Source organism: [Phormidium] sp. LEGE 05292, assembly GCF_015207735.1.
GTDB lineage: Bacteria > Cyanobacteriota > Cyanobacteriia > Cyanobacteriales > Aerosakkonemataceae > Floridanema.
On record NZ_JADEWG010000057.1, the window covers coordinates 1 to 20,429 of the forward strand.

17 protein-coding genes are annotated in these 20,429 nt (G+C 41.5%); 7 read left to right on the forward strand and 10 right to left on the reverse strand.

Annotated features, from left to right (window positions below):
• Positions 1-123: 123 nt before the first annotated feature.
• Positions 124-2,838, forward strand: a complete 2,715-nt coding sequence (locus IQ264_RS16805; protein WP_193981949.1) for a CBS domain-containing protein — start codon at positions 124-126, stop codon at positions 2,836-2,838.
• Here IQ264_RS16805 and IQ264_RS16810 read toward each other — a convergent pair.
• Positions 2,807-3,043, reverse strand: coding sequence for a hypothetical protein (locus tag IQ264_RS16810; RefSeq protein ID WP_193981950.1), 237 nt, complete (start codon positions 3,041-3,043; stop codon positions 2,807-2,809). The genes IQ264_RS16805 and IQ264_RS16810 overlap by 32 nt on opposite strands.
• A gap of 71 nt (positions 3,044-3,114) precedes the next feature.
• Between IQ264_RS16810 and IQ264_RS33015 the strand changes: the two genes are divergently transcribed.
• Positions 3,115-5,622, forward strand: a complete 2,508-nt coding sequence (locus IQ264_RS33015; RefSeq protein ID WP_228061600.1) for a lamin tail domain-containing protein — start codon at positions 3,115-3,117, stop codon at positions 5,620-5,622.
• Positions 5,623-5,684: 62 nt separating this feature from the next.
• On the opposite strand, the gene IQ264_RS16820 is transcribed toward IQ264_RS33015, so the two are convergent.
• Together IQ264_RS16820 and IQ264_RS16825 are read right to left on the reverse strand one after the other, a co-directional pair.
• On the reverse strand, positions 5,685-6,581 hold the full coding sequence (locus IQ264_RS16820; protein WP_193981951.1) for an alpha/beta fold hydrolase: 897 nt from the start codon (positions 6,579-6,581) through the stop codon (positions 5,685-5,687).
• Positions 6,582-6,676: 95 nt separating this feature from the next.
• Entirely contained in the window at positions 6,677-7,405 is a 729-nt protein-coding gene (locus IQ264_RS16825; RefSeq protein ID WP_193981952.1) for a phosphoribosyltransferase, read from the reverse strand.
• Positions 7,406-7,488: 83 nt separating this feature from the next.
• Here IQ264_RS16825 and IQ264_RS16830 point away from each other — a divergent pair, with 83 nt between their 5' ends.
• A complete protein-coding gene (locus IQ264_RS16830; RefSeq protein ID WP_193981953.1) occupies positions 7,489-8,193 on the forward strand; it encodes a uracil-DNA glycosylase in 705 nt (234 codons plus the stop codon).
• Between the two features lie 59 nt (positions 8,194-8,252).
• Here IQ264_RS16830 and IQ264_RS16835 read toward each other — a convergent pair whose 3' ends face one another.
• The 3 genes from IQ264_RS16835 to tyrS all read right to left on the reverse strand — a co-directional run bounded on the left by IQ264_RS16835 (position 8,253) and on the right by tyrS (position 10,954).
• Positions 8,253-8,819 (reverse strand): hypothetical protein, encoded by a 567-nt coding sequence (locus IQ264_RS16835; RefSeq protein ID WP_193981954.1) that lies wholly within the window; start codon positions 8,817-8,819, stop codon positions 8,253-8,255.
• A gap of 183 nt (positions 8,820-9,002) precedes the next feature.
• Positions 9,003-9,722 (reverse strand): orotidine-5'-phosphate decarboxylase, encoded by a 720-nt coding sequence (gene pyrF, locus IQ264_RS16840; RefSeq protein ID WP_193981955.1) that lies wholly within the window; start codon positions 9,720-9,722, stop codon positions 9,003-9,005.
• Positions 9,722-10,954 (reverse strand): tyrosine--tRNA ligase, encoded by a 1,233-nt coding sequence (tyrS, locus tag IQ264_RS16845; RefSeq protein WP_193981978.1) that lies wholly within the window; start codon positions 10,952-10,954, stop codon positions 9,722-9,724. Before tyrS ends, pyrF begins: the two co-directional genes overlap by 1 nt.
• 344 nt (positions 10,955-11,298) lie before the next feature.
• Here tyrS and IQ264_RS16850 point away from each other — a divergent pair, with 344 nt between their 5' ends.
• The gene (locus IQ264_RS16850; protein WP_193981956.1) at positions 11,299-13,215 is read left to right on the forward strand and encodes a penicillin-binding protein 1A; all 1,917 of its coding nucleotides are present in this window, start codon (positions 11,299-11,301) and stop codon (positions 13,213-13,215) included.
• Between the two features lie 124 nt (positions 13,216-13,339).
• Here the strand turns inward: IQ264_RS16850 and IQ264_RS16855 are convergent, their stop codons facing one another.
• Positions 13,340-13,663 carry a DUF1825 family protein gene (locus tag IQ264_RS16855; RefSeq protein WP_193981957.1) on the reverse strand — a complete coding sequence of 108 codons (324 nt, stop codon included), beginning with the start codon at positions 13,661-13,663 and terminating at the stop codon, positions 13,340-13,342.
• 347 nt (positions 13,664-14,010) lie between these two features.
• Here IQ264_RS16855 and IQ264_RS16860 point away from each other — a divergent pair, with 347 nt between their 5' ends.
• Together IQ264_RS16860 and IQ264_RS16865 are read left to right on the forward strand one after the other, a co-directional pair.
• On the forward strand, positions 14,011-14,382 hold the full coding sequence (locus tag IQ264_RS16860; protein ID WP_193981958.1) for an NINE protein: 372 nt from the start codon (positions 14,011-14,013) through the stop codon (positions 14,380-14,382).
• Positions 14,383-14,598: 216 nt separating this feature from the next.
• Positions 14,599-15,096, forward strand: a complete 498-nt coding sequence (locus IQ264_RS16865; protein WP_193981959.1) for a helix-hairpin-helix domain-containing protein — start codon at positions 14,599-14,601, stop codon at positions 15,094-15,096.
• A 198-nt stretch (positions 15,097-15,294) separates the two neighbouring features.
• Here the strand turns inward: IQ264_RS16865 and lepB are convergent, their stop codons facing one another.
• A complete protein-coding gene (lepB, locus tag IQ264_RS16870; protein WP_193981960.1) occupies positions 15,295-15,900 on the reverse strand; it encodes a signal peptidase I in 606 nt (201 codons plus the stop codon).
• A 311-nt stretch (positions 15,901-16,211) separates the two neighbouring features.
• Here lepB and IQ264_RS16875 point away from each other — a divergent pair, with 311 nt between their 5' ends.
• Positions 16,212-16,418, forward strand: coding sequence for a hypothetical protein (locus IQ264_RS16875; RefSeq protein WP_193981961.1), 207 nt, complete (start codon positions 16,212-16,214; stop codon positions 16,416-16,418).
• 185 nt (positions 16,419-16,603) lie between these two features.
• On the opposite strand, the gene IQ264_RS16880 is transcribed toward IQ264_RS16875, so the two are convergent.
• Positions 16,604-17,434, reverse strand: a complete 831-nt coding sequence (locus IQ264_RS16880; RefSeq protein ID WP_193981962.1) for a transglutaminase-like domain-containing protein — start codon at positions 17,432-17,434, stop codon at positions 16,604-16,606.
• A gap of 368 nt (positions 17,435-17,802) precedes the next feature.
• Positions 17,803-20,277: an ATP-dependent Clp protease ATP-binding subunit gene (locus tag IQ264_RS16885; protein WP_193981963.1), complete on the reverse strand. Its 2,475-nt coding sequence runs from the start codon at positions 20,275-20,277 to the stop codon at positions 17,803-17,805.
• Between the last annotated feature and the right edge of the window lie 152 nt (positions 20,278-20,429).

Sequence of the window (20,429 nt, forward strand, 5' to 3'; positions counted from 1 at the left end):
GAGCAGAGGGGCAGGGGAGCAGGGGAGCAGAAATAAAGGTGAAAGGGAAAAGGGAAAAGGGAAAAGGTTAAGATTTTACCAGTACCCAGTACCCAGTCCCTAGTCCCCAATCCCCAGAAAGTAATGGATTTGATTTTATGCCATACAACCGCCGATTTTGATGCTTTGGGAGCAGCTGTCGGGTTAACGCGCTTGCTTTCGGGGGCTAGAATTGTGCTGACTGGTGGTGCTCATCCAGCGGTGAGGGATTTTTTGGCTTTGCATCGGGATGAGTATGCTTTGATTGAAAGGCGATCAGTAAATCCAAAACGAATTCGATCGCTTACAGTAGTAGATACGCAACAACGCGATCGCTTAGGTAAAGCAGCTGAATGGTTAGATTTACCCGATTTAACCGAAATTGTTTTATACGACCATCACTTAAATCAAAATTCTGACATCCCAGCAACGCAAGTCACTATTGAAGCTGTGGGAGCTACTACTACTTTGATAGTAGAACAGTTGCAAAAAGTAGCGGGAGAAAACTTTTTAACCTCTGCGGAAGCAACAGTAATGGCGTTGGGTATCCATGTGGATACGGGTTCTTTAACTTTCGATCATTCTACACCCAGAGATGCAGCGGCTTTAGCTTGGTTAATGACTCAAGGTGCTTCTTTACCTGTTATTGCTGAATATATTGATCCTGGTTTATCTCGTCAATTACAACAATTACTGACTGTCGCTTTAGATAATTTGCAAACAATAAATCAGTTGGGTTATACCTTAGCTTGGAGTTTAATTGATACTCCGGGCTTTGTTCCTGGTTTGTCTAGTTTAGCTTCGCGATTAATTGATTTAACTGAAAGTGATGTTTTATTATTAGCAGCTAGACATAAAAGTGATAACTCTGCTGAAAGTTTAACAATAATTGGTCGATCGCGCATTGATGGCACAGATTTAAATCAATTATTTCAAGATTTAGGTGGTGGGGGACATTCCCAAGCGGCATCTTTAACCATGAAAACCCTGTCCTCGGAACTGATTTTGCAACAGTTAATTGAACGCTTAAAATGGCAAATTCCTCATCCCCCCACAGCTAGAGAGTTAATGTCTTCTCCGGTGCGAACAATTCGCCCAGAAACTACAATTAAACAAGCCCAACGCATTTTATTAAGATATGGTCATTCGGGATTATCGGTAGTAGATGCGAACGATCGATTAGTGGGAATTATTTCCCGTCGAGATATCGATATTGCCTTACATCATGGTTTTAGTCATGCGCCAGTTAAAGGTTATATGACTACTAACTTAAAGACAATTTCACCCGATACTCCATTACCAGAAATTGAGTTATTAATGGTAACTTATGATATTGGTAGGTTGCCAGTTTTAGAGGAAGGGCAATTAGTAGGAATTGTCACTCGGACTGATGTTTTACGACAGTTGCATCAGGAAAATAGGAGAGGAGAAAGAGACAAAAAAACAGGAGTGCATACTGCTTATTGTCCTTTGCCGATTTCTCAGTTGCGCGATCGCCTAACTCCGCCTTTATGGAAACTATTACAAAAAGCCTCTCACCAAGCAGAAAAACGCGGTTGGCATCTTTATCTAGTTGGTGGCGCTGTGCGAGATTTACTATTAGCAGATCGGCAAAAGCAAGTATTATTAGAAGATATAGATTTAGTAGTAGATGGGTTTCATAAATCTGCCGATGTCGGTGCGGGTGTAGAGTTAGCTAAAGCTTTACAAAATATTTATCCGGGTGTGCGTTTAGAAGTTCACGGACAATTTCAAACTGCTGCTTTATTGTGGCATAAAGACCCTGATTTGGGTTCACTTTGGATAGATATTGCGACAGCGAGAACTGAGTTTTATCCCTATCCAGCAGCTAATCCAGAAGTCGAAGCAAGTTCAATCCGTCAAGACCTTTACAGAAGAGATTTTACCATAAATGCTTTAGCCATGAGACTAACAAAACCTCGTGCTGGTGAATTGTTAGATTTCTTTGGCGGTTTATTAGATTTACAATCTCGACAAATTAGGGTTTTACACGCTAATAGTTTTATTGAAGATCCGACGAGAATTTATCGTGCAGTTCGCTTTGCTGTGCGTTTAGGTTTTGAAATTGAACCGCAGACTGAGGGATATATTCGCTATGCCATAGCTAGCGGAATTTACGAACAAATTCAAGGTAAAAATGGCAGAGCCCCAGCATTAGAAACTAGGCTTAAATCAGAATTAAAATATATTTTACAAGCTCCCTATTGGAAACCAGCATTACAAGTTTTGGCTAATTTAGAAGCTTTGCGTTGCATTCATCCAACTTTAGAGTTAGATGAAAAGTTGTGGTGGCAAGTAAGGTTATTCGATCGCTGTCTCCAAAAATTCGATCCGCAAAAAAACTTAGAACATTGGCAAATGCGCCTGGAAGTTTTAATCGCTTACTTAGCACCAGAATTTCGAGGTAAGGTAGCAAATAATTTACAATTACCATTAGATAGTATTGAGCGGTTACAGAATTTAGACAAAGCCGAAACTAACATTACTGAAAGTTTGCCAGAATTACAATTAACAAGCGAAATATTTCAAGTAATGCGCCAGTACAATTTACCTACTTTGATTTTAATTGCTGTGCGAAGTTTCCGTAAAATTAGGCAAAATATTTGGCGTTATCTCACCGAATTGAGTCAGATCAAAGCACCTTTAAATGGCAATGATTTGAAAGCATTAGGATATAAACCAGGGAAGCAATTTAAAGAAATTTTAGATGCTTTGTTGACGGCTACTTTGGATGATAAAATTGATAGTAAAGAGTCTGCTGAGGCTTTTATTGCAGAACATTTTCCTTTAAGTAAGTAGTAAAATTAAATGCGTAGCAGCTTACTTCACCATGAAGGCGATGTCCTGCTTGCAGAAAATATTTGGTCAAATCAGGATAACAATGGTATAACTTTTGACCTTGTTCTTTACCAATTATCCAAAGCTCAGCTTTTCGGCAAATTAACAACAAAGGACAAGCTAATTGTTTGAGTAAAACGTCAGCTTCTTTGCTACTATTTATCAATATAAGGTACAAATTGAAGAGTTAATAGTTTCTTACCTTAGATTAAATAATTCGCAAAAAATCTTTAAATCATGAGTAATTCACTGGGCAAAATTGTAGTTAATGCAGACGAATGGACGCTAAGCGATCGAGGTTTCCAAAACGCGCCTGATGCAGCCACATTCGCAATTAATCTGGCTAAATACTTTGTTGGAGACGAGAAAGGCAAATTTCATGTACTTTCCAACAACTGGAGTTTAACAGAATCGTCTTTAGAGGAAACGATGGCCAAAGCGGGTCATACTTGGACTAAAGGAATACATATCCCGATTAATTTAGCAACCCTTAATCAATATGATGCAATTTTTATTGGTGGCGATCCTGTCGATAATCAAGTTTTAATTGAATATGTGAAAAATGGTGGCAAGGTTTATCTTTGTGCTGGTACAGATCGAGGAGAAGCACAAAAAGAAGCCAACAATTGGAATACTTTCCTCAAAGCATTCGGTCTGAAGCTGGAAAAATTAGATAATACGGTTAGCGAAAATGTAGCAGTGAATAAAAATCACCCACTACTTTCAGAAGTAAAAGCTCTTTATCAAGATCAGGGTATCCATATTATCGATTTACAACCCGATTCTCCGCTTAATCAGATCATCCTGACTAATAGTAGCGGTCAAGGGTTAATGGCTACGGCTGAATTTATTAAAGCCCCTGTACCTAAACCGTTAAATGGCAAAATTGTAGTTAATGCAGACGAATGGACGCTCAGCGATCCAGGTTTCCAAAACGCACCTGATACAGCCACATTCGCAATTAATCTAGCTAAATACTTTGTCGGAGATGAGAAAGGCAAATTTCATGTACTTTCTAATAATTGGGGATTAATTGAATCGTCTTTAGAGGAAACTATGACCAACTCCGGTCATACTTGGACTAAAGGAATGGATATCCCGATTAATTTAGCAACCCTAGAACAATATGATGGGATTTTTATCGGTGGCGATCCTGTAGATAACCAAGTTTTAATTGAATATGTGAAAAATGGTGGCAAAGTTTATCTCTGGGCTGGTACAGGTCAAGAAGGAGCACAAAAAGAAGCCAACAATTGGAATATTTTTCTAGCAGCATTTGGTTTGAAGCTGGAAAAATCACCGAATACTGTTAGCGAAAATATGGCTGTTAATAAAAATGACTCACTATTTTTTGGAGTAAAAACTCTTTATCAAGACCGGGGTATTCACATCATTAATTTACAACCTGATTCCTCGCTTAATCAGATCATCCTGACTAATAGTAATGGTCAAGAGTTAATGGCTACGGCTGAATTTATTAAAAGCCCCGTTCCCCAAACCGCACCTGAAACAACACCCGCATCTGAAGCACCAGTCGATCTCACTCCGACGCTGGAACCAGAGATCGCGCCCGAAGCACCAGTTGATGTCACTCCTGCGCCGGAAACAACACCCGCCTCTGAAGCACCAGTTGATGTCACTCCTGCGCCGGAAACAACACCCGCCTCTGAAGCACCAGTCGATCTCACTCCGACGCTGGAACCAGAGATCGCGCCCGAAGCACCAGTTGATGTCACTCCTGCGCCGGAAACAACACCCGCCTCTGAAGCACCAGTTGATGTCACTCCCTCAGTGGAACCAGAGATCGCGCCCGAAGCACCAGTTGATGTCACTCCTGCGCCGGAAGCAACACCCACATTGGAAGTACTAGTCGATCTCACTCTGGCGCTGGAACCAGAGATCGCCCCCGAAGCATCAGTGGAAATAACATCTGCGCCGGAAAGAGCGCCGGAACCTACACCTGAACCTTTAGTAAGTGACTCGGAGGAAGTTACCATCACCGCTACTACAGATGTCACTATTTCCAAATTACTTTATAAAGGAGAAGTCAAACGTACTCAATCCGATGAATATATAGAGATTAGCAACCTCGGCAACAGTCCAGCAAATATCTCCGGTTGGAAAATCACTTCTGGGGGTGGCTTGAAGCAATTTTTCATCTTCCCAGAAGGAACTATCTTGGAAAGTGGCAAGAGTTTCCGCGTTTATACGAACGAAGTACATCCTGAAACAGGTGGTTTTTCTTATGGTAGTAAAACTGCTGTTTGGAATGATGCAGGGGATGAAGCGAAACTTTTTGATGCTGATGGAAACAATGTTTCTACTTTAGCTTATGGCAAAAATACCGTTGCTGGCATCACACAAGAATTAAAAGTTCCTCAATTAAAGTTTGTTGCTAGTTATACGGTAATTAACAAACAAATGGCTTTAGGAGGAGAAGTCACATTTACGGAAGCTTTATCTTTAGCAATTAAGAGTTTTCTGGAGGATGATACTAATCCGAACAGTCCTTTAGCATTAATTCTTAAAGATCCTGTTGCTTTTGGTTTAAAGGCTCGTGCTACTAAAGCAATGGCTGTTGAAGAATTGCGTTCTTTTATGAACGAAAATGGAACATTGAGTTTACTTCCGACAGCTAAACATAGTACGGGAGAAAATGGGGAAACAGTAGAGAAAAATTGGATTTTTGAGCTATCTCTGGGAGCTTTTGGTGAGACAACTTTCTTTGCAGTTGTGCCACGTTAGTAACAATCAAAAATGAGGTTAGTTGTAGGCGCTTTAGCGCTGAAGCGCCTACAACTAACAAGTTAGCAATTATTTGTTACCCATTGGTTGATGATGCTGTTTACTCGATCGGGTACTTCATCATGGGGGCAATGTCCGGCTTTGAGAAAATGTTCTACCAAATTAGGATAATAATGGCGAAACTTTATACCTCTTTCTTTGGCATTCATCCAAGGATCGGCTTCTCCCCAAATTAGTAATAATGGACAAGCTAATTCTTTAAGTAAAACGTCAACTTTTTCACCTTGACGAGTGCTAAAAACTGAAGCAAAAACTTGCGGCGCACCTGGATCGCAGGAAGGACGATAAATTTCTTCTACTAATCTATCTGTAACTGCACTTTGGTCGAGGTAAACTTTTTCCAAAGTTTTGCGAATTATCCAAGGTTGACGGATGTATTGAAACAGAAGGAAATTTGCCCAAGATTGACGGAGTATTGATAATACTAATTCACCCCAAATTTTTCTGATTAAATCTGGTTCGGGTTGTGGTTCAATTTCTGTAAATGGCCCTGCACTGTTGAGTAAAATCACGCCTTTGGCGGTGTTGGGGCGTTGGGCGGCGACGCACAAAGAAGCATAGCCTCCGAGTGAGTTTCCAGCTAAAACTACGGGTTTTTCTATTACTTGGGTGATAAAATCATGTAATTGATCGCGCCACAAATCGCCGCTGTAATCCCAATTTGGTTTAGCGGAACGTCCAAATCCTAACAGATCGATCGCCCAAACCTCAAAATCTTTACTCAACCCAATAATATTTTTCCGCCAATGGTCTGTGGAAGCACCAAATCCATGAATCAACAGCAACGGTGGACGGTCAGAATGAGATTTTCCCGCCCGGACATAATAGATTTGCTGTTGTCGCCACTGCCAATAAGTACCAGGAATAGAATCTTGTGAGGAAACGAAAGTTGCCGACATTTTTACTTTGAATAATTAGAACCTGGTTAAATATCGTAACAAGCTATGGGTAAAGGCAGAAGGCGGAAGGAAAGAAAGGGGGAAAAGGGTAAAAGTTAAATTTCTCCTTGTCCCCTTGTCCCCTTGTCCCCTTGTCCCCTTGTCTCCTCTGCTCCCCTGCTATCATTAACCTGTTGCAAACAACTGATGGCTTCTTCAATTTCCAATTGGGGAAACTCGTCATAAAAGCGGCTAACGCTGAGGAAATTTTGGGGTTGAGCTAGAACGATCGCTTTATCGCTCCATTCGTGTAACATTGCCATTAAACTCAAAGGTGCGACTGGGGTGGCAATCCAAACCGCAGCAGGTCTTTTTAAGCGTAAAGAAAGAATCGCTACAGCAGTAGTCATGCCCGTAGCGATGCCGTCATCTATTAGAATGGCGATCGCACCTTCTGAGCTAACATTCCGGCAATAAGGCGCTAACTGTTGCAATTGTGCTTCCGCTTTAGATCTGGCTTCTTGAAAAGCTAACTGTAAACTAGGATCAGTTTTAGCGTCGTGTAATCTGCTTGACCAAATTACTAACCCATCTGCTGTTACTGCACCAATAGCCAATTCTGGATCTTCTGGACGCGCAATTTTTTTGGCGCTAATAATTTCTAAAGGGCAACCCAATTTCAGCGCCACTGGGACGGCAACAGGCAAAGCACCGCGAGGCAACGCATAGACAATTGGTGATGCAGAAACCCCCGACGCTTTAACTAGGTTGATCTCTGCCTCAATTGCTTCGGCTAATTGTATTCCGGCACTGTTGCGATCGCAAAACAGTACAGAATGTGGCATACTCTTCTCCGTCACTTGGCAGTAGGATTGCCTCTATCTTGACCGATAGTATAATTTTGTGCTACTAAAATCTTTTTTTTGTAATGTCTGACGCAGAACAAGGCAATCTCTTTGACCTTTCCAACTTTAGTTCATCTGCCCCCAAACCAGATTTTCCGCCAAATCTGATTCCCACAGATGCCAAAATTCCCATTCCCCCCGGAACTTACCAAACTATCACCGAGATGGCAGAACATTGTAACCATTGCCATCGCTGCGAACTAGGAAATCATCGCACCAATGCAGTTGTCGGCAGAGGCAACCCCCAAGCTGATTTAATGATTATTGGAGAAGCACCGGGACAAACAGAAGATGAAACTGGATTACCATTTGTCGGCAAAGCTGGGCAATTATTAGAAAAAATCTTAGCTGCTGTCCAATTAGACAGTGAAAAAGATGTGTATATTTCTAACATTAATAAATGCCGACCCCCAGGAAATCGCGTTCCCACCACTGAAGAAATGAACGCTTGCAAACCTTATTTATTAGAACAAATTCGCCTGGTAGATCCGAGAATTATCTTATTAGCTGGCGCTACCGCTGTCAAAGGTTTAACAGGAGATAAACGGGGAATAACTAAGATTCGCGGTCAATGGCTGGAATGGGAAAATCGTTTATGTATGCCAATTTTCCATCCTTCTTATTTATTAAGAAATCCCTCCAGAGAGCAAGGAAGTCCCAAGTGGTTAATGTGGCAAGATATCCAAGAGGTGAGGGCAAAGTTCGATCGAATTCGTAACCAGCAATAGGTCTGTTGTAAGCGCTTCAGCGCTACATTTAGCGCTGAAGCGCTTACAACAGACTTCAACTAAGGTTTAATTACTCCAGCACGACAATCTCTTAACCAAATTTGCACAGATTGTCCAATAATTCCCGTACTACTTTCTCTGGGTGCAGTAGGAGGATTTGCACTGGGATAAGACCCTAATTGAGAATACAACATTACCGATCGCCAACCACTATTACTTTTTACCAAAAACAACCAATGATAATTTTGTAATAAATTCGCCCTATTAGCCAAATACTGTCTTTCTAAAGTAGTAAAAAATATCTGTTTTGGCACACCTTCGCCCTCAACTGGTGCTGCTGGCGAGTAAACACCAGGGCCAAGAGTTAACGGAGCAAATTCCGGTTTTCCAGCTAAAATCACATAAGTTCCGCTAGGGGAATTTATCGGGTTACTTCTGCTAGTCACACGATTAGCATAGCTGGGTAAATCTCGCAATAATAAATTAGTTAAAGTTTCCAAATCAGCAGGACAAACGTAATTTTGGCTATTAGCTGATGAATTTTCTAATAATACCGAAGTCAGGAAACAAAAGGAACAAAGGAAAAACAAAAAAATTCCCTTTGTTGCTAAATTCTGACCTCTCATATCATTTCCTATAAATCTATCTACCCAGCCCAAATCTTTATCTACTATCTGCGTTCATCTGCGTTTATCTGCGTTCATCTGCGTTCTAAAAAAAAGTTTTTGCCAAGAGCAAGAATGATAATAAACCACGAAGGCACGAAGGACACGAAGAAAGAAGAAGAAAGAATTGTATTTTTATTTTCTTTAAAAAATAGCCAATTCATCGCTAATTTTTGCCCAAGCTTCTTGAGGGTTACTAGCAGCAGTAATGGGGCGACCAATTACTAAGTAATCTGCCCCTGCTTTGATAGCTTCACTAGGCGTAAAAGTCCGACTTTGATCGCCCGTTTCTGCCCATTTGGGACGCACTCCGGGACAAACTAACAGAAATTCATCGCCGCAAACTTGACGCAGTTGTGCTGCTTCTTGCGGTGAGCAAACTGCGCCATCCAAACCAGATTCTTTGGCTAAAACTGCCATTTGTAAAGCATATTCTGGCAATTCAATTGGTACTTTTAAATCAAAAGCTAAATCCCTAGAATTCAAACTAGTTAAAAGGGTAATTGCAATTAGTTTCGGTGGCGGATAACCCGCTTCTGCTGCACTTTCAATTAATGCAGTTTTGGCAGCTTGTAAAGCTTTTCTACCGCAAGTAGCATGAATGGTGAGTAAGTCAACTCCGTATTTTCCGGCGGCGCGACAAGCACCAGCGACGGTGTTAGGAATGTCGTGTAATTTTAGGTCGAGAAAAATGCGTTTTTGGTGGGTTTTGAGAATTGGAAGAATTACCGCACCAGTGCTGACAAATAATTCTAATCCTACTTTCCAAAATTGTACTTCAGGAAGTTGAGAAAGAAGTGCGATCGCATCCTCCTCCCGCGAAACATCTAAAGGCACAATAACCCTTTCTGCTGCTAACACCATTACTGCACCAGCCGAACAAACTTATTTTTCCCTAACTGCAATACCTTACCATACAACTCTTCAGGAGAATCAAAAGTCCGATTTACATCCGTAATTTGTTCCCCATCAATTCGCACCCCACCCCCTTGAATTTGCTTTCGCGCCTCGGAACTACTTTTACACAATCCACAAGCACTCACAACATAAAAGAATTTCGCCGGAAAATTCACACTTGCCAAAGAAAACTCAGGAACAGTATCAGCTTGGAAAGTTTTCCCACCCACCAAATTTTCTGCATCCCTTTGCACCTTTTGCGCCTCTTCTTCACCGTGATATTGCGACACAATATCTAAAGCTAAAAGTTTTTGTCTTTCTCTGGCATCACTTGGTAAATGATCCAAAGATTTATCAGTCAACAGTTCAAAATACTGCTTCACCAAACTATCTGGTGTTTTCTCCAACTTTGAGTACATAGTTAAGGCATCTTCCCTTAAACCTACATAATTACCCAAAGACTTAGACATTTTTTGTTTACCATCAGTACCCAGCAAAATTGGCATCAACATTCCAAACTGCGGCGTTAAACCAAAATGTCTTTGTAAATCTCTACCCACCGCAATATTAAACTTTTGATCGGTACCGCCTAATTCTACATCCGCCTCAACTGCCACCGAATCATAACCCTGCATCAACGGGTAAAGAAACTCATGGAGAAAAATCGGACTTTGCTGCTTGTAGCGCAAATCAAAACCTTCCTTTTCCAACATTTGCCCGACAGTCATTGTGGCAAGTAATTCCAGAATCTTCGCCAAATCCAATTTAGACAACCATTCCGAGTTGTAGCGAATCTCTAAACGTCCGGGGGTATCAAAATCTAAAATCGGGCGCACTTGTTCTAAGTAAGTTTGAGCATTTTGCGCCACATCTTCGGGAGTTAATTGGCGACGCACCTCGGATTTTCCGGTCGGATCGCCAATTCTAGCGGTAAAATCACCAATAATTAGTACTGCTGTATGTCCGGCATCTTGAAAAGCGCGTAACTTCCGAACTGGGATACTATGACCTAAATGGATATCAGCACCAGTGGGGTCAATTCCGAGTTTAACGCGCAAAGGGCGATCGCTTTGTGCTAACCTTTGTGCCAGATTCTCATTTACATCCTGAGAATCAGTCACATTGGGGAAAATCTCACTGATACCCCGGTACAGTTTATTCAGATCTTGGGTAAAATTAAAGGATTTATCAGAGGTCATACTTGCCAAATGTCCAGAGGGTGGTAAACTCACTGGTTGACATCAAAAATAAAATCAGCCAGGTTGATCTAACCGCAAAACTTGTCAGAATATTAATGCTAACTCAATCCAGCCGCTCTCGACCTCGAAAACTAATCCATCTTCAGAAACACACCAATAAAAGTGATTTATGCTAAAGTTTGACCTTGGCAGTCCATCATCAGAATCCAATACAAAATGTCCCCACTTTCCTGTACTCAATATAAGTCTTTAGAATAAAGCAGTTATAAGTACTCACTTATCTAAACCCAGATAATTTATCCACTTTTATTTCAGTATTGTCGCGTTGAGGAAGTCAAATCGCCGTGTCGTCTAACACACTCCGACAAAAGCCATCCGGCAGTAACGCATCCAGCTTTCAATTTGTACAGACCATTGCCACAATTACTGGTGGCACTCTACTGAGCATTACCATGCTAACCACTTCCGTTGTCGCTGGAGGATTGGTTGGTCTGGCGATTAGCTTCCGCAATTTGCCAGATGTGAGAGTTTTACGTACTTACGCCCCCACAGAAACTTCTCACATTTATGATGTTAAAGGTAAATGGCTGGCTAGCATTCACGGTGAAGCTAATCGGGAAGTTGTTCCCCTAGATAAAATTTCTCCAGAACTCAAGCGAGCAGTATTAGCAATTGAAGATAGTCACTTCTATCTGCATCAGGGAATTAACCCTAGCAGTATTGGTCGGGCGTTTAAAGCTAACTGGGAAAATGGCAATGTGGTAGAAGGTGGTTCTACTCTCACTATGCAGTTGGTGAAAAACGTTTTTCTCTCCCACAAGAGGGCTTTTAGCCGGAAAGTGGCAGAAGCAGTCATGGCAATTCGCCTGGAACAAATTCTCACCAAAGACCAAATTTTAGAGTTGTACTTAAATCAGGTTTATTGGGGACATAACAATTACGGTATCCAAACTGCGGCAGAAAGTTATTTCAATAAAAAAGCTTCTGACTTAACTTTGGCAGAATCAGCGATGTTGGCGGGTATTATTCAAGCCCCGGAAGAATACAGCCCTTTTGTCCACTATAAGATAGCTAAACAGCGTCAAGCTTTAGTTTTAGCCCGGATGCGGGAGTTAAACTGGATTACACCACAGGAAGAAGCCGCTGCGAGAAAGCAACCTTTAAAGTTGGGTAAGGTGACATCGTTCCAAGGTAGTCAGTTACCTTATGTTACTGATGCGGTGAAGCAAGAGTTAATTCAGAAGTTCGGTCGGGAAACGGTGCAAAAGGGTGGAATGCGGGTGCAAACCACTATTGATCTTGGCTTCCAGCGTATGGCGGAAGATTTTATCGCCAACGAACATCGGAGATTACAACGTCGCGGACTCTGGAAAACGGAACTGGCATTGGCGGCTGTTGACCCACGCACCCATTTTATTAAGGCGATGGTTGGTGGTTCTGATTACGAAAAGAGTCAATTTAACCGTGCTACCCAAGCTACAAGGCAACCTGGTTCTGCTTTCAAGCCGTTTGTTTACTATACAGGTTTTGCTTCGGGTAAATTTACGCCTGACTCTACTGTTTATGATACTCCGGTACGCTATCGGGATGGGGTGCGTGGTTATTCTCCCAGAAATTACGATAATACTTTTTCTGGGCCAATAAGTATTCGGCAGGCTTTAGCCGTATCGCGCAACGTTCCTGCTGTAAAAATGGGACGTGCTGTGGGATTGGATAAGGTAATTGAAGTGTGCCGTACTTTGGGAATTAAAAGCCCAATGGAACCTGTAATTTCTCTGCCTTTGGGTGCTATTGGTTTGACACCAATGGAAATGGCTTCTGCTTATGCGACTTTTGCTAATAATGGTTGGCAGTCTGATACTACTTTAATTGTGCAAGTGACTGATACTCAGAACAATATCATTTTAGATAATACGCCGAAACCTAAGTTAGTTCTCGATCCTTGGGCAGCAGCTTCTATTACTAATGTCATGCAAACGGTAATCAATAGCGGCACCGGAAAAATGGCGAGTATTGGTCGTCCAGCTGCGGGAAAAACTGGTACTACTTCTTCGGAAAAGGATGTTTGGTTTGTGGGTTTTGTTCCTCAGTTATCTGTGGCAGTTTGGATAGGTCGGGATGATAACCGACGTTTAGCTTCTGGTGTTACAGGTGGTCACTATGCAGCACCGATTTGGCGGAATTTTATGAATCGCGCTTTGGATGGTGTACCTGTGGAGTACTTTGTGCCACCTTCTAAATTTAAACGTCCGCGTGCTTAGGTTGATTCAATTAGGGTAGTGGTAAAGAGTAAAGGGTAAGGGTGAAAGCAGACATTACCCTTTACTGTTTTTCGCCATTAAGCTAATCATTGAGTTAACTTTATTGCCAAAGCGACAAAATTGGTTAGGGCTGTTTGTCTAATTCGGATTTCATCCGTTCTAGGGTGAGGTGCATTTGGTCGAACATTTGCTGAGGTGTAATCCCAAATTGATTGAGTTGGGTTTTTAGTTGTTGCATGGTCATTTGGGCCATGAAGTCCTCAGATAGTTCAAAGCGTTTCATAAATATACGGTATCGCTCCATGAGTGCTTCCCATTGTTCTATGAATAGCTTTTTGCCCTCGCGATCGAATTTTCCGTAGTTTCCTCCGATGTGAATCAAGGATTGATATTCTTCGGATAGTTCTTTTAGTTCTTGTTGAACGATCTCAGAGTCAAAAAATCCCATTTTCTTTTTATTAAACTGAACTTTTTAATTCAGTTGGTCGTGTATTAGTTGTGTTCCTATTTTAGTCCAGGGTGGATTGGTAATTCAAACTATATCCTGGGCTATTTTGTTGTAATTTAGCCGATCGCATTCAATTTGACATCAATTGTCGGGTAATTTGTAATCAGCAAGTGGGAAAAGCCGAACAGTTGAGGCTTTGATGGTTACAGAAATCTATATCATAGATTCAGATGTCTATTGATGAGGTAACAAAATTCTTGGTGACAGTTGTGGCTAAGTTTGGCAAAACGAAGCTAAATTAATGGGTTAACTACAATTTTTTACTCTTTGAGGGTTGACGCAATATTATGTTAAGTAAGCCGAAAAGTAGACAGGTAGCGGCAATGCTGGCATTTAGTGGAACTTTAGTTCCTGTTGCGGGACTGCATAAGTTTTATTTGGGACAGCCGCTATGGGGTGTTTTCTATTTGATGTTATCGTGGACTCCGATACCTCGTGTGGCGAGTGCGATCGAAGGTTTTTGGTATTTAGTCCAAGATTCAGAAGAGTTCGATCGCAATTTTAATGCCCAGACAGGTGTCACTTTCAAATCTACTGTTGAACCACAAAATGTCAATGCCCTTGCCGATGCTTTGCGCCAATTGGAAAGTCTTCGTCAAGAGGGTCTAATTTCTGATTACGAATTTGAACAAAAACGCCGCCAATTACTTAATTGTTAAGTTGTCGGGGCAATTCATGAATTGCCCCGATTCAGTTTTGAGTTATTAATTCAAAATTCAAAACTTAAAACTGATAACTTTTCTGGAAAATCTTCGATCGCCAATCTAAAATCTAAAATTTCCCACATAAAATCGAATTTAGGTAAAGGACTAAAGGCTTGAGAAAATTGGTTGAATTTTGTAAATCGTGAGTAAAAGGATGGAAATTTAACACAAATGTTTATTCGCAATCGTTTATTAAAAGACCCCTATTATCGATTTCAATCAATCGAAGAAGTTGTTTTAGCAGCAAGTTTGGGAATTAGAATTGATGTAAATCAAGCGACTGTTGATGATTGGTTGAGATTACCGGGTTTGTCGATTCATCAAGCGCGATCGCTTGTGGAACTTAGCCGCAATGGGGTAGAGTTTCATTGTTTGGAAGATATTGCTGCTGCTTTAAGTTGGTCAGTCCAAAGATTACAACCTTTAGCACCAATTCTGCAATTTTGTTATTACGATGTAGAAAGCATTTATTCACCAAAACCCATTAATCTTAATACTGCAACTGGGGAAATGTTAAGTAAAATCCCTGGTATTGATAATTTGTTGGCTGATAAGATTGTCGCCAATCGAGAATCTGCTGGCTTTTATCGCAGTTTAGCAGATTTCCAAAATCGCTTATCTTTACCAGGTGAAGTAATTGGTCAGTTAATGCACTATTTGCGGTTTTAGGTATTGGTTAGTTGGTAATTGGTTAAACATCTGTGTTTATCTGTGTTTATCTGTGAACATCTGTGGTAAAAAAAAGAGTTCCTGCAAAAATCGATAACCTCTCTGTACCATCTGCGTTTATCTGCGTTTATCTGCATTCATCTGCGTACAAAAAAAATTCCTAACTCTGACCATAACTCTAATTACAAATAGCCTAAATTAATCTTTAGTCACAAATCCGATGCGGTCAAAAGGCCAGAAACGAAATAAAGCACGACCAATAATATTGTCAGTGGGTAAAAAGCCCCAAATATGGGAATCGTTGCTATTATTGCGGTTATCTCCCATGACGAATATTTGATTTTCTGGAACTTGTTTTGGCCCCCAACGATAATCAGGTGATTCGGCAATATAATCTTCTTTTAGGGGTTGGTTATTAATATAAACTTTGCCGTTAGCGACGCTGACAATTTGCCCAGATTCACCAATTACTCGTTTAATAAATGCTTGGTCTTTTGTATAACCTTGAATTTGTAATTGAGTAGGTGGTTCAAAAACTACGATATCGCCTGCTTGGGGTGGATGGAAGTGATAGGAAACTTTTTCGACTACTAGGCGATCGCCTAACTGCAAAGTCGGTATCATCGAATCCGAAGGGATAAAGCGCGGTTCTGCGATAAAGGCGCGAATTAACAACGCTAATCCCAAGGCGATGCTTAAAATGAGCAGATTTTCCTTTATTTGTCGCCACACTTTTGCTACCCCGACGCTTGGCGAAGGTGACTCAGTAGGAGAATCTTTTAAGTCTTGGTCTTTATATTGCATAAATTGTTATTACTGATACAAAAACGAAACTAGTTTTCTCATAGCGATATAGAGCCATCTTACTCACCGAATCAATCTTTCTCTAGTTTCATGCTAAAGACAGATGAAATTGGATAAACTATGGCACTACATATATTCAATGAAGCCTAAGAAGCGATATTTCACTTACAAGATGCACGAAATATTAGAACTATGAATCTATCACAATTTAGTTCCCGGAAACATTATAAAGAGTTATGGAGTCATAGTTATAAGCAAATTTTAAGGATACTTGGACAATGAGCTTATTAGTTCTTTTTTGAGGAGATGCTATGGTTTTGATTCGTGATGTGGTACAACAGGCTTTAAACAGTGGGTATTTAACTATAGAAGCCGAAGACTTACTGCGACAACTTTTAAGCCAAAAGTATGAGTCGGAAGACTTCAATGCTTTTCTGAAGTTACAATTAGCAGCTATGGCTGGTTATGTAAAGCAAGAGTCTCGCGAGTTAGTTCAGGCTAACAATTGCGCTTGTTAGTTTTTTAGGCGATCGATCTAAAGTGGGAAGGAAACGGGGAACAGGGAACAGGGAACAGATATTTCTGTTAATTTGTCCCAACTTGAGTTGGTAGCCCGTTTCATAAATTTAAAATCGTTAGATGGCAAAATTAGGTGTTCAGAAATATCTGTTACGCACACGCTAGGCGATATACCTACGGCACGTTACGCAAACGCGATCGCCTCACCCATATTATCAGGCTCCTTTTCTTCCGAAACTTGATCTACAAAAATCTTCATTTCTTCTAATTTTACTGAACCAAAAATAGTTGCTACAGAAACATCTGCCGCATCTCTACCTGTACCAACCCGAATAAAACCATCTTCTGGTGCTAATTTTGTGGCATCAAACAAATACCAGCGATCGCCCAAATAAGCCTCAAAAACTGCATGAAAATCTTGTGGTTCTAATTGATAAGCATACACACTTACAAAACGTGCTGGGATATTTAAAGCCCGACAAAAAGCCACACCTAAATGAGCGAAATCTCGACAAACACCCGCCCTTTGCATTGCAGTTTCATAAGCAGAAGTCTGCGAGTCACTACTCCCAGAAAGATAAGTCACCTTCTCATAAATCCATTCACAAATTGCCGCTACTCTAGAATAACCAGGTTGTAAATTATTAAATTCACTTTGCACCAAACCAAACAACATATCTGATTGACAATAGCGACTGGGATAAAGATATTTAAAAGTCTCCATTGGCAATTCTGCTGGCGCTACTTCTGCGATCGTTTTCCCATCTGTCAAAAAATGCGACAAATCTACAGTTGCTTGATAGTTTACTGCCAAATTACCCACAGGTGCAACTAAGCGGATATAGCGATTTCCATTCTCATCGACAGTCAATTCATCAAAAGGTAATTGGGGATCGAGTTGTAATTCTTCGGCAATAATCTTTTGGAAATCATTTCGCACAACCTGCACATTAAAAATAAAAGTGCTGGGTTGATTAATTGTATAAACTAATTGCGAATTTACTTTATATTTCATAGATTTTTCCTTTAAAAGGGAACAGGGAAGAAAGTTCGATACGCCTTTTCTTGAATGCCCGACAGGGCTATACGGCACGCTACGCGATCGGGATTTACAGAATTTACAGGATTTACAGGATTTACAGATTGACCAGATAGATTTCTTGATTAATCATCCTGATTATCATGTAAATCCATAAATCCCGATCCTGTTTTGAGATAGATATGCGGTACACAGATCCCCGACTTCTTGAAGGAATCGGGGATCTAGGTTGCAGTAATCAACAGAAAAACGGTAGAAATTAACCCTACCGTTTTTCAAAACTTTGAAGTTTGAACTTTTGAGTTGAGTAATAACTTAAAACTCAAAACTCAAAACTTCAAAACTTATTCAGCAGCTTGGGGTAGCAATTCTCGCTTTTCCCCTTGGCGTACTTTTACCTGACCTTGGTCATCTACATCCACAACTACAGTATCTCCGGTTTGGATGCGACCAGAAAGGATTTCCTCAGCCAAGCTATCTTCCAACAACCGCATAATTGCGCGGCGTAATGGTCTAGCACCATAGCTGGGGTTGTACCCTTCCTGTACCAAGCGGTCTTTGAAAGCTTCGGTTACTTCTAAAGTAATTTCTTGTTCCAACAGACGACCGAATACTTCCTTGAGCATGATATCAGCAATTTCCTTAACCTCATCCTTGGAAAGTTGCCGGAAGACAATAATTTCATCCAAACGGTTGAGGAATTCTGGACGGAAGTATTGCTTCAATTCTTCATTAACCAAAGAACGAATTCGGTTGTACTGCGCTTCGTTTTGGTCGGAGGAGAATTCAAAGCCCAAAGAACCGCCGCCTTTTTCAATTACCTTAGATCCGATGTTGGAGGTCATGATCAATAAGGTGTTCTTGAAGTCTACCGTCCGACCTTTGGCATCAGTCAAACGACCGTCTTCTAAGATTTGCAGCAGCATATTGAATACATCGGGGTGAGCTTTTTCGATTTCGTCGAAAAGTACCACAGTGTAGGGACGACGACGTACTGCTTCGGTTAATTGTCCACCTTCGTTGTAACCAACATAACCCGGAGGAGAACCAATCAACTTAGAAACGGTGTGCCGTTCCATGTATTCCGACATATCCAAGCGGATCATTGCTTCTTCGGAACCAAAGAAGTAGGATGCTAGAGCTTTGGCTAACTCAGTTTTACCTACCCCGGTTGGGCCAGAGAATACAAAGGAAGCGATCGGACGATTGGGATTTTTCAATCCAACTCTAGCCCGACGGATTGCCCGTGAAACTGCTGTTACTGCTTCTTCCTGACCAATCAAGCGTTGGTGCAGGGTGTCTTCCATGTGTAGCAGTTTTTCCGACTCAGACTCAGTGAGTTTATTCACTGGTACACCAGTCCAAGAAGCGACAATTTGAGCGATGTCTTCTTCAGTGACAACTGGTGAAACATCCTTGTTGTCGGAAGTTTCGGTAGCCTTTTTATTTTGGGAAATAGAGCGAATTTGGCTCTTAATTTCCATTTCTCGATCGCGCAACTCACCTGCTCGGTCAAAGTCTTGGGCTCTCACTGCATCATCTTTGTCCTTGAGGACTTGACGCAGTTCCTTATCCAATTCTTTCGCTGCTGGTGGTAGTTGCGAGTTAATCAAGCGTACTCTAGAACCTGCTTCATCAACCAAATCGATCGCCTTATCTGGCAAGAACCGATCGGAGATGTAGCGATCCGATAATTTCGCTGCTGCTTCTAAAGCTTCGTCGGAAATTTTCAGTTTATGGTGTTGCTCGTAGCGATCGCGCAAACCGTAGAGAATTTCAATTGTTTCCTCTACAGTTGGTTCGCCCACCATTACTGGCTGGAAGCGTCTTTCTAGAGCAGCATCTCTTTCAATATGTTTGCGATACTCGTCTAAAGTTGTAGCGCCGATGCACTGGAGTTCGCCCCGTGCTAAAGCAGGTTTGAGGATATTAGCTGCATCGATCGCACCCTCAGCCGCACCCGCTCCAATTAGAGTATGTACTTCATCGATCACTAGAATTACATTTCCAGCCGATCGAATTTCATCCATAATCTTCTTCAAGCGTTCTTCAAATTCACCCCGATATTTAGTACCTGCAACCAGCAAGCCAATATCGAGAGTGACCACCCGCTTATCTTCGAGAATATCTGGTACATCAGAATTAGCGATGCGTTGGGCTAAACCTTCTGCGATCGCTGTTTTACCTACACCAGGTTCCCCAATTAATACCGGATTATTCTTAGTCCGCCGACCCAGAATTTGGATTACCCGTTCAATTTCCCGTTGGCGACCCACCACCGGATCGAGCTTACCTTCCCCAGCCATCTGAGTTAGATTCGAGCCAAACTCATCCAAAGTTGGAGTTTTTGTTCGCCCTTGACTTACACCAGGGGTAACTTCGGTATTTTCGCCCAGCATCCGAATGACTTGGGTGCGGACTTTCGATAAATCAACACCTAGATTTTCTAGAACTCTTGCTGCGACCCCTTCCCCTTCCCGGATCAGACCTAAAAGGAGATGCTCAGTGCCAATGTAGTTATGTCCTAGTTGACGAGCCTCTTCCAGGGATAACTCCAAAACGCGCTTAGCACGAGGGGTAAACGGTATTTCTACAGCAACAAAACCAGAACCTCTACCGATAATTTTCTCTACTTCAATTCGAGCGTCTTTCAAATTAACGCCCATCGATTTTAGTACCTTGGCGGCGACACCTGTCCCCTCACCAATCAGACCTAATAAGATCTGTTCTGTACCAACAAAGTTGTGTCCCAGGCGACGTGCTTCTTCCTGGGCCAGCATGATCACTTTAATAGCCTTTTCTGTAAAGCGTTCAAACATGGCAGCTTTCCATCACCTGCTGAGTCCCGGTAGGTTTGATTCTAGCATAGGGATTCTGAAGGGCTGTCATTATCTTTGGCAAACACCCCTTAAGATGACTAAATTTATTAATAAAAAATTGGCGCTTTTGCATAGGCAATAGGTGCTACGTA

Coding starts and splice junctions, on each gene's coding strand:
- IQ264_RS16805 (WP_193981949.1), top strand. CDS start 124: ATGGATTTGATTTTATGCCATACAACCGCCGATTTTGATGCTTTGGGA.
- IQ264_RS33015 (WP_228061600.1), top strand. CDS start 3,115: ATGAGTAATTCACTGGGCAAAATTGTAGTTAATGCAGACGAATGGACG.
- IQ264_RS16820 (WP_193981951.1), bottom strand. CDS start 6,581: ATGTCGGCAACTTTCGTTTCCTCACAAGATTCTATTCCTGGTACTTAT.
- IQ264_RS16825 (WP_193981952.1), bottom strand. CDS start 7,405: ATGCCACATTCTGTACTGTTTTGCGATCGCAACAGTGCCGGAATACAA.
- IQ264_RS16830 (WP_193981953.1), top strand. CDS start 7,489: ATGTCTGACGCAGAACAAGGCAATCTCTTTGACCTTTCCAACTTTAGT.
- IQ264_RS16835 (WP_193981954.1), bottom strand. CDS start 8,819: ATGAGAGGTCAGAATTTAGCAACAAAGGGAATTTTTTTGTTTTTCCTT.
- pyrF (WP_193981955.1), bottom strand. CDS start 9,722: ATGGTGTTAGCAGCAGAAAGGGTTATTGTGCCTTTAGATGTTTCGCGG.
- tyrS (WP_193981978.1), bottom strand. CDS start 10,954: ATGACCTCTGATAAATCCTTTAATTTTACCCAAGATCTGAATAAACTG.
- IQ264_RS16855 (WP_193981957.1), bottom strand. CDS start 13,663: ATGGGATTTTTTGACTCTGAGATCGTTCAACAAGAACTAAAAGAACTA.
- IQ264_RS16860 (WP_193981958.1), top strand. CDS start 14,011: ATGTTAAGTAAGCCGAAAAGTAGACAGGTAGCGGCAATGCTGGCATTT.
- IQ264_RS16865 (WP_193981959.1), top strand. CDS start 14,599: ATGTTTATTCGCAATCGTTTATTAAAAGACCCCTATTATCGATTTCAA.
- lepB (WP_193981960.1), bottom strand. CDS start 15,900: ATGCAATATAAAGACCAAGACTTAAAAGATTCTCCTACTGAGTCACCT.
- IQ264_RS16875 (WP_193981961.1), top strand. CDS start 16,212: ATGGTTTTGATTCGTGATGTGGTACAACAGGCTTTAAACAGTGGGTAT.
- IQ264_RS16880 (WP_193981962.1), bottom strand. CDS start 17,434: ATGAAATATAAAGTAAATTCGCAATTAGTTTATACAATTAATCAACCC.
- IQ264_RS16885 (WP_193981963.1), bottom strand. CDS start 20,277: ATGTTTGAACGCTTTACAGAAAAGGCTATTAAAGTGATCATGCTGGCC.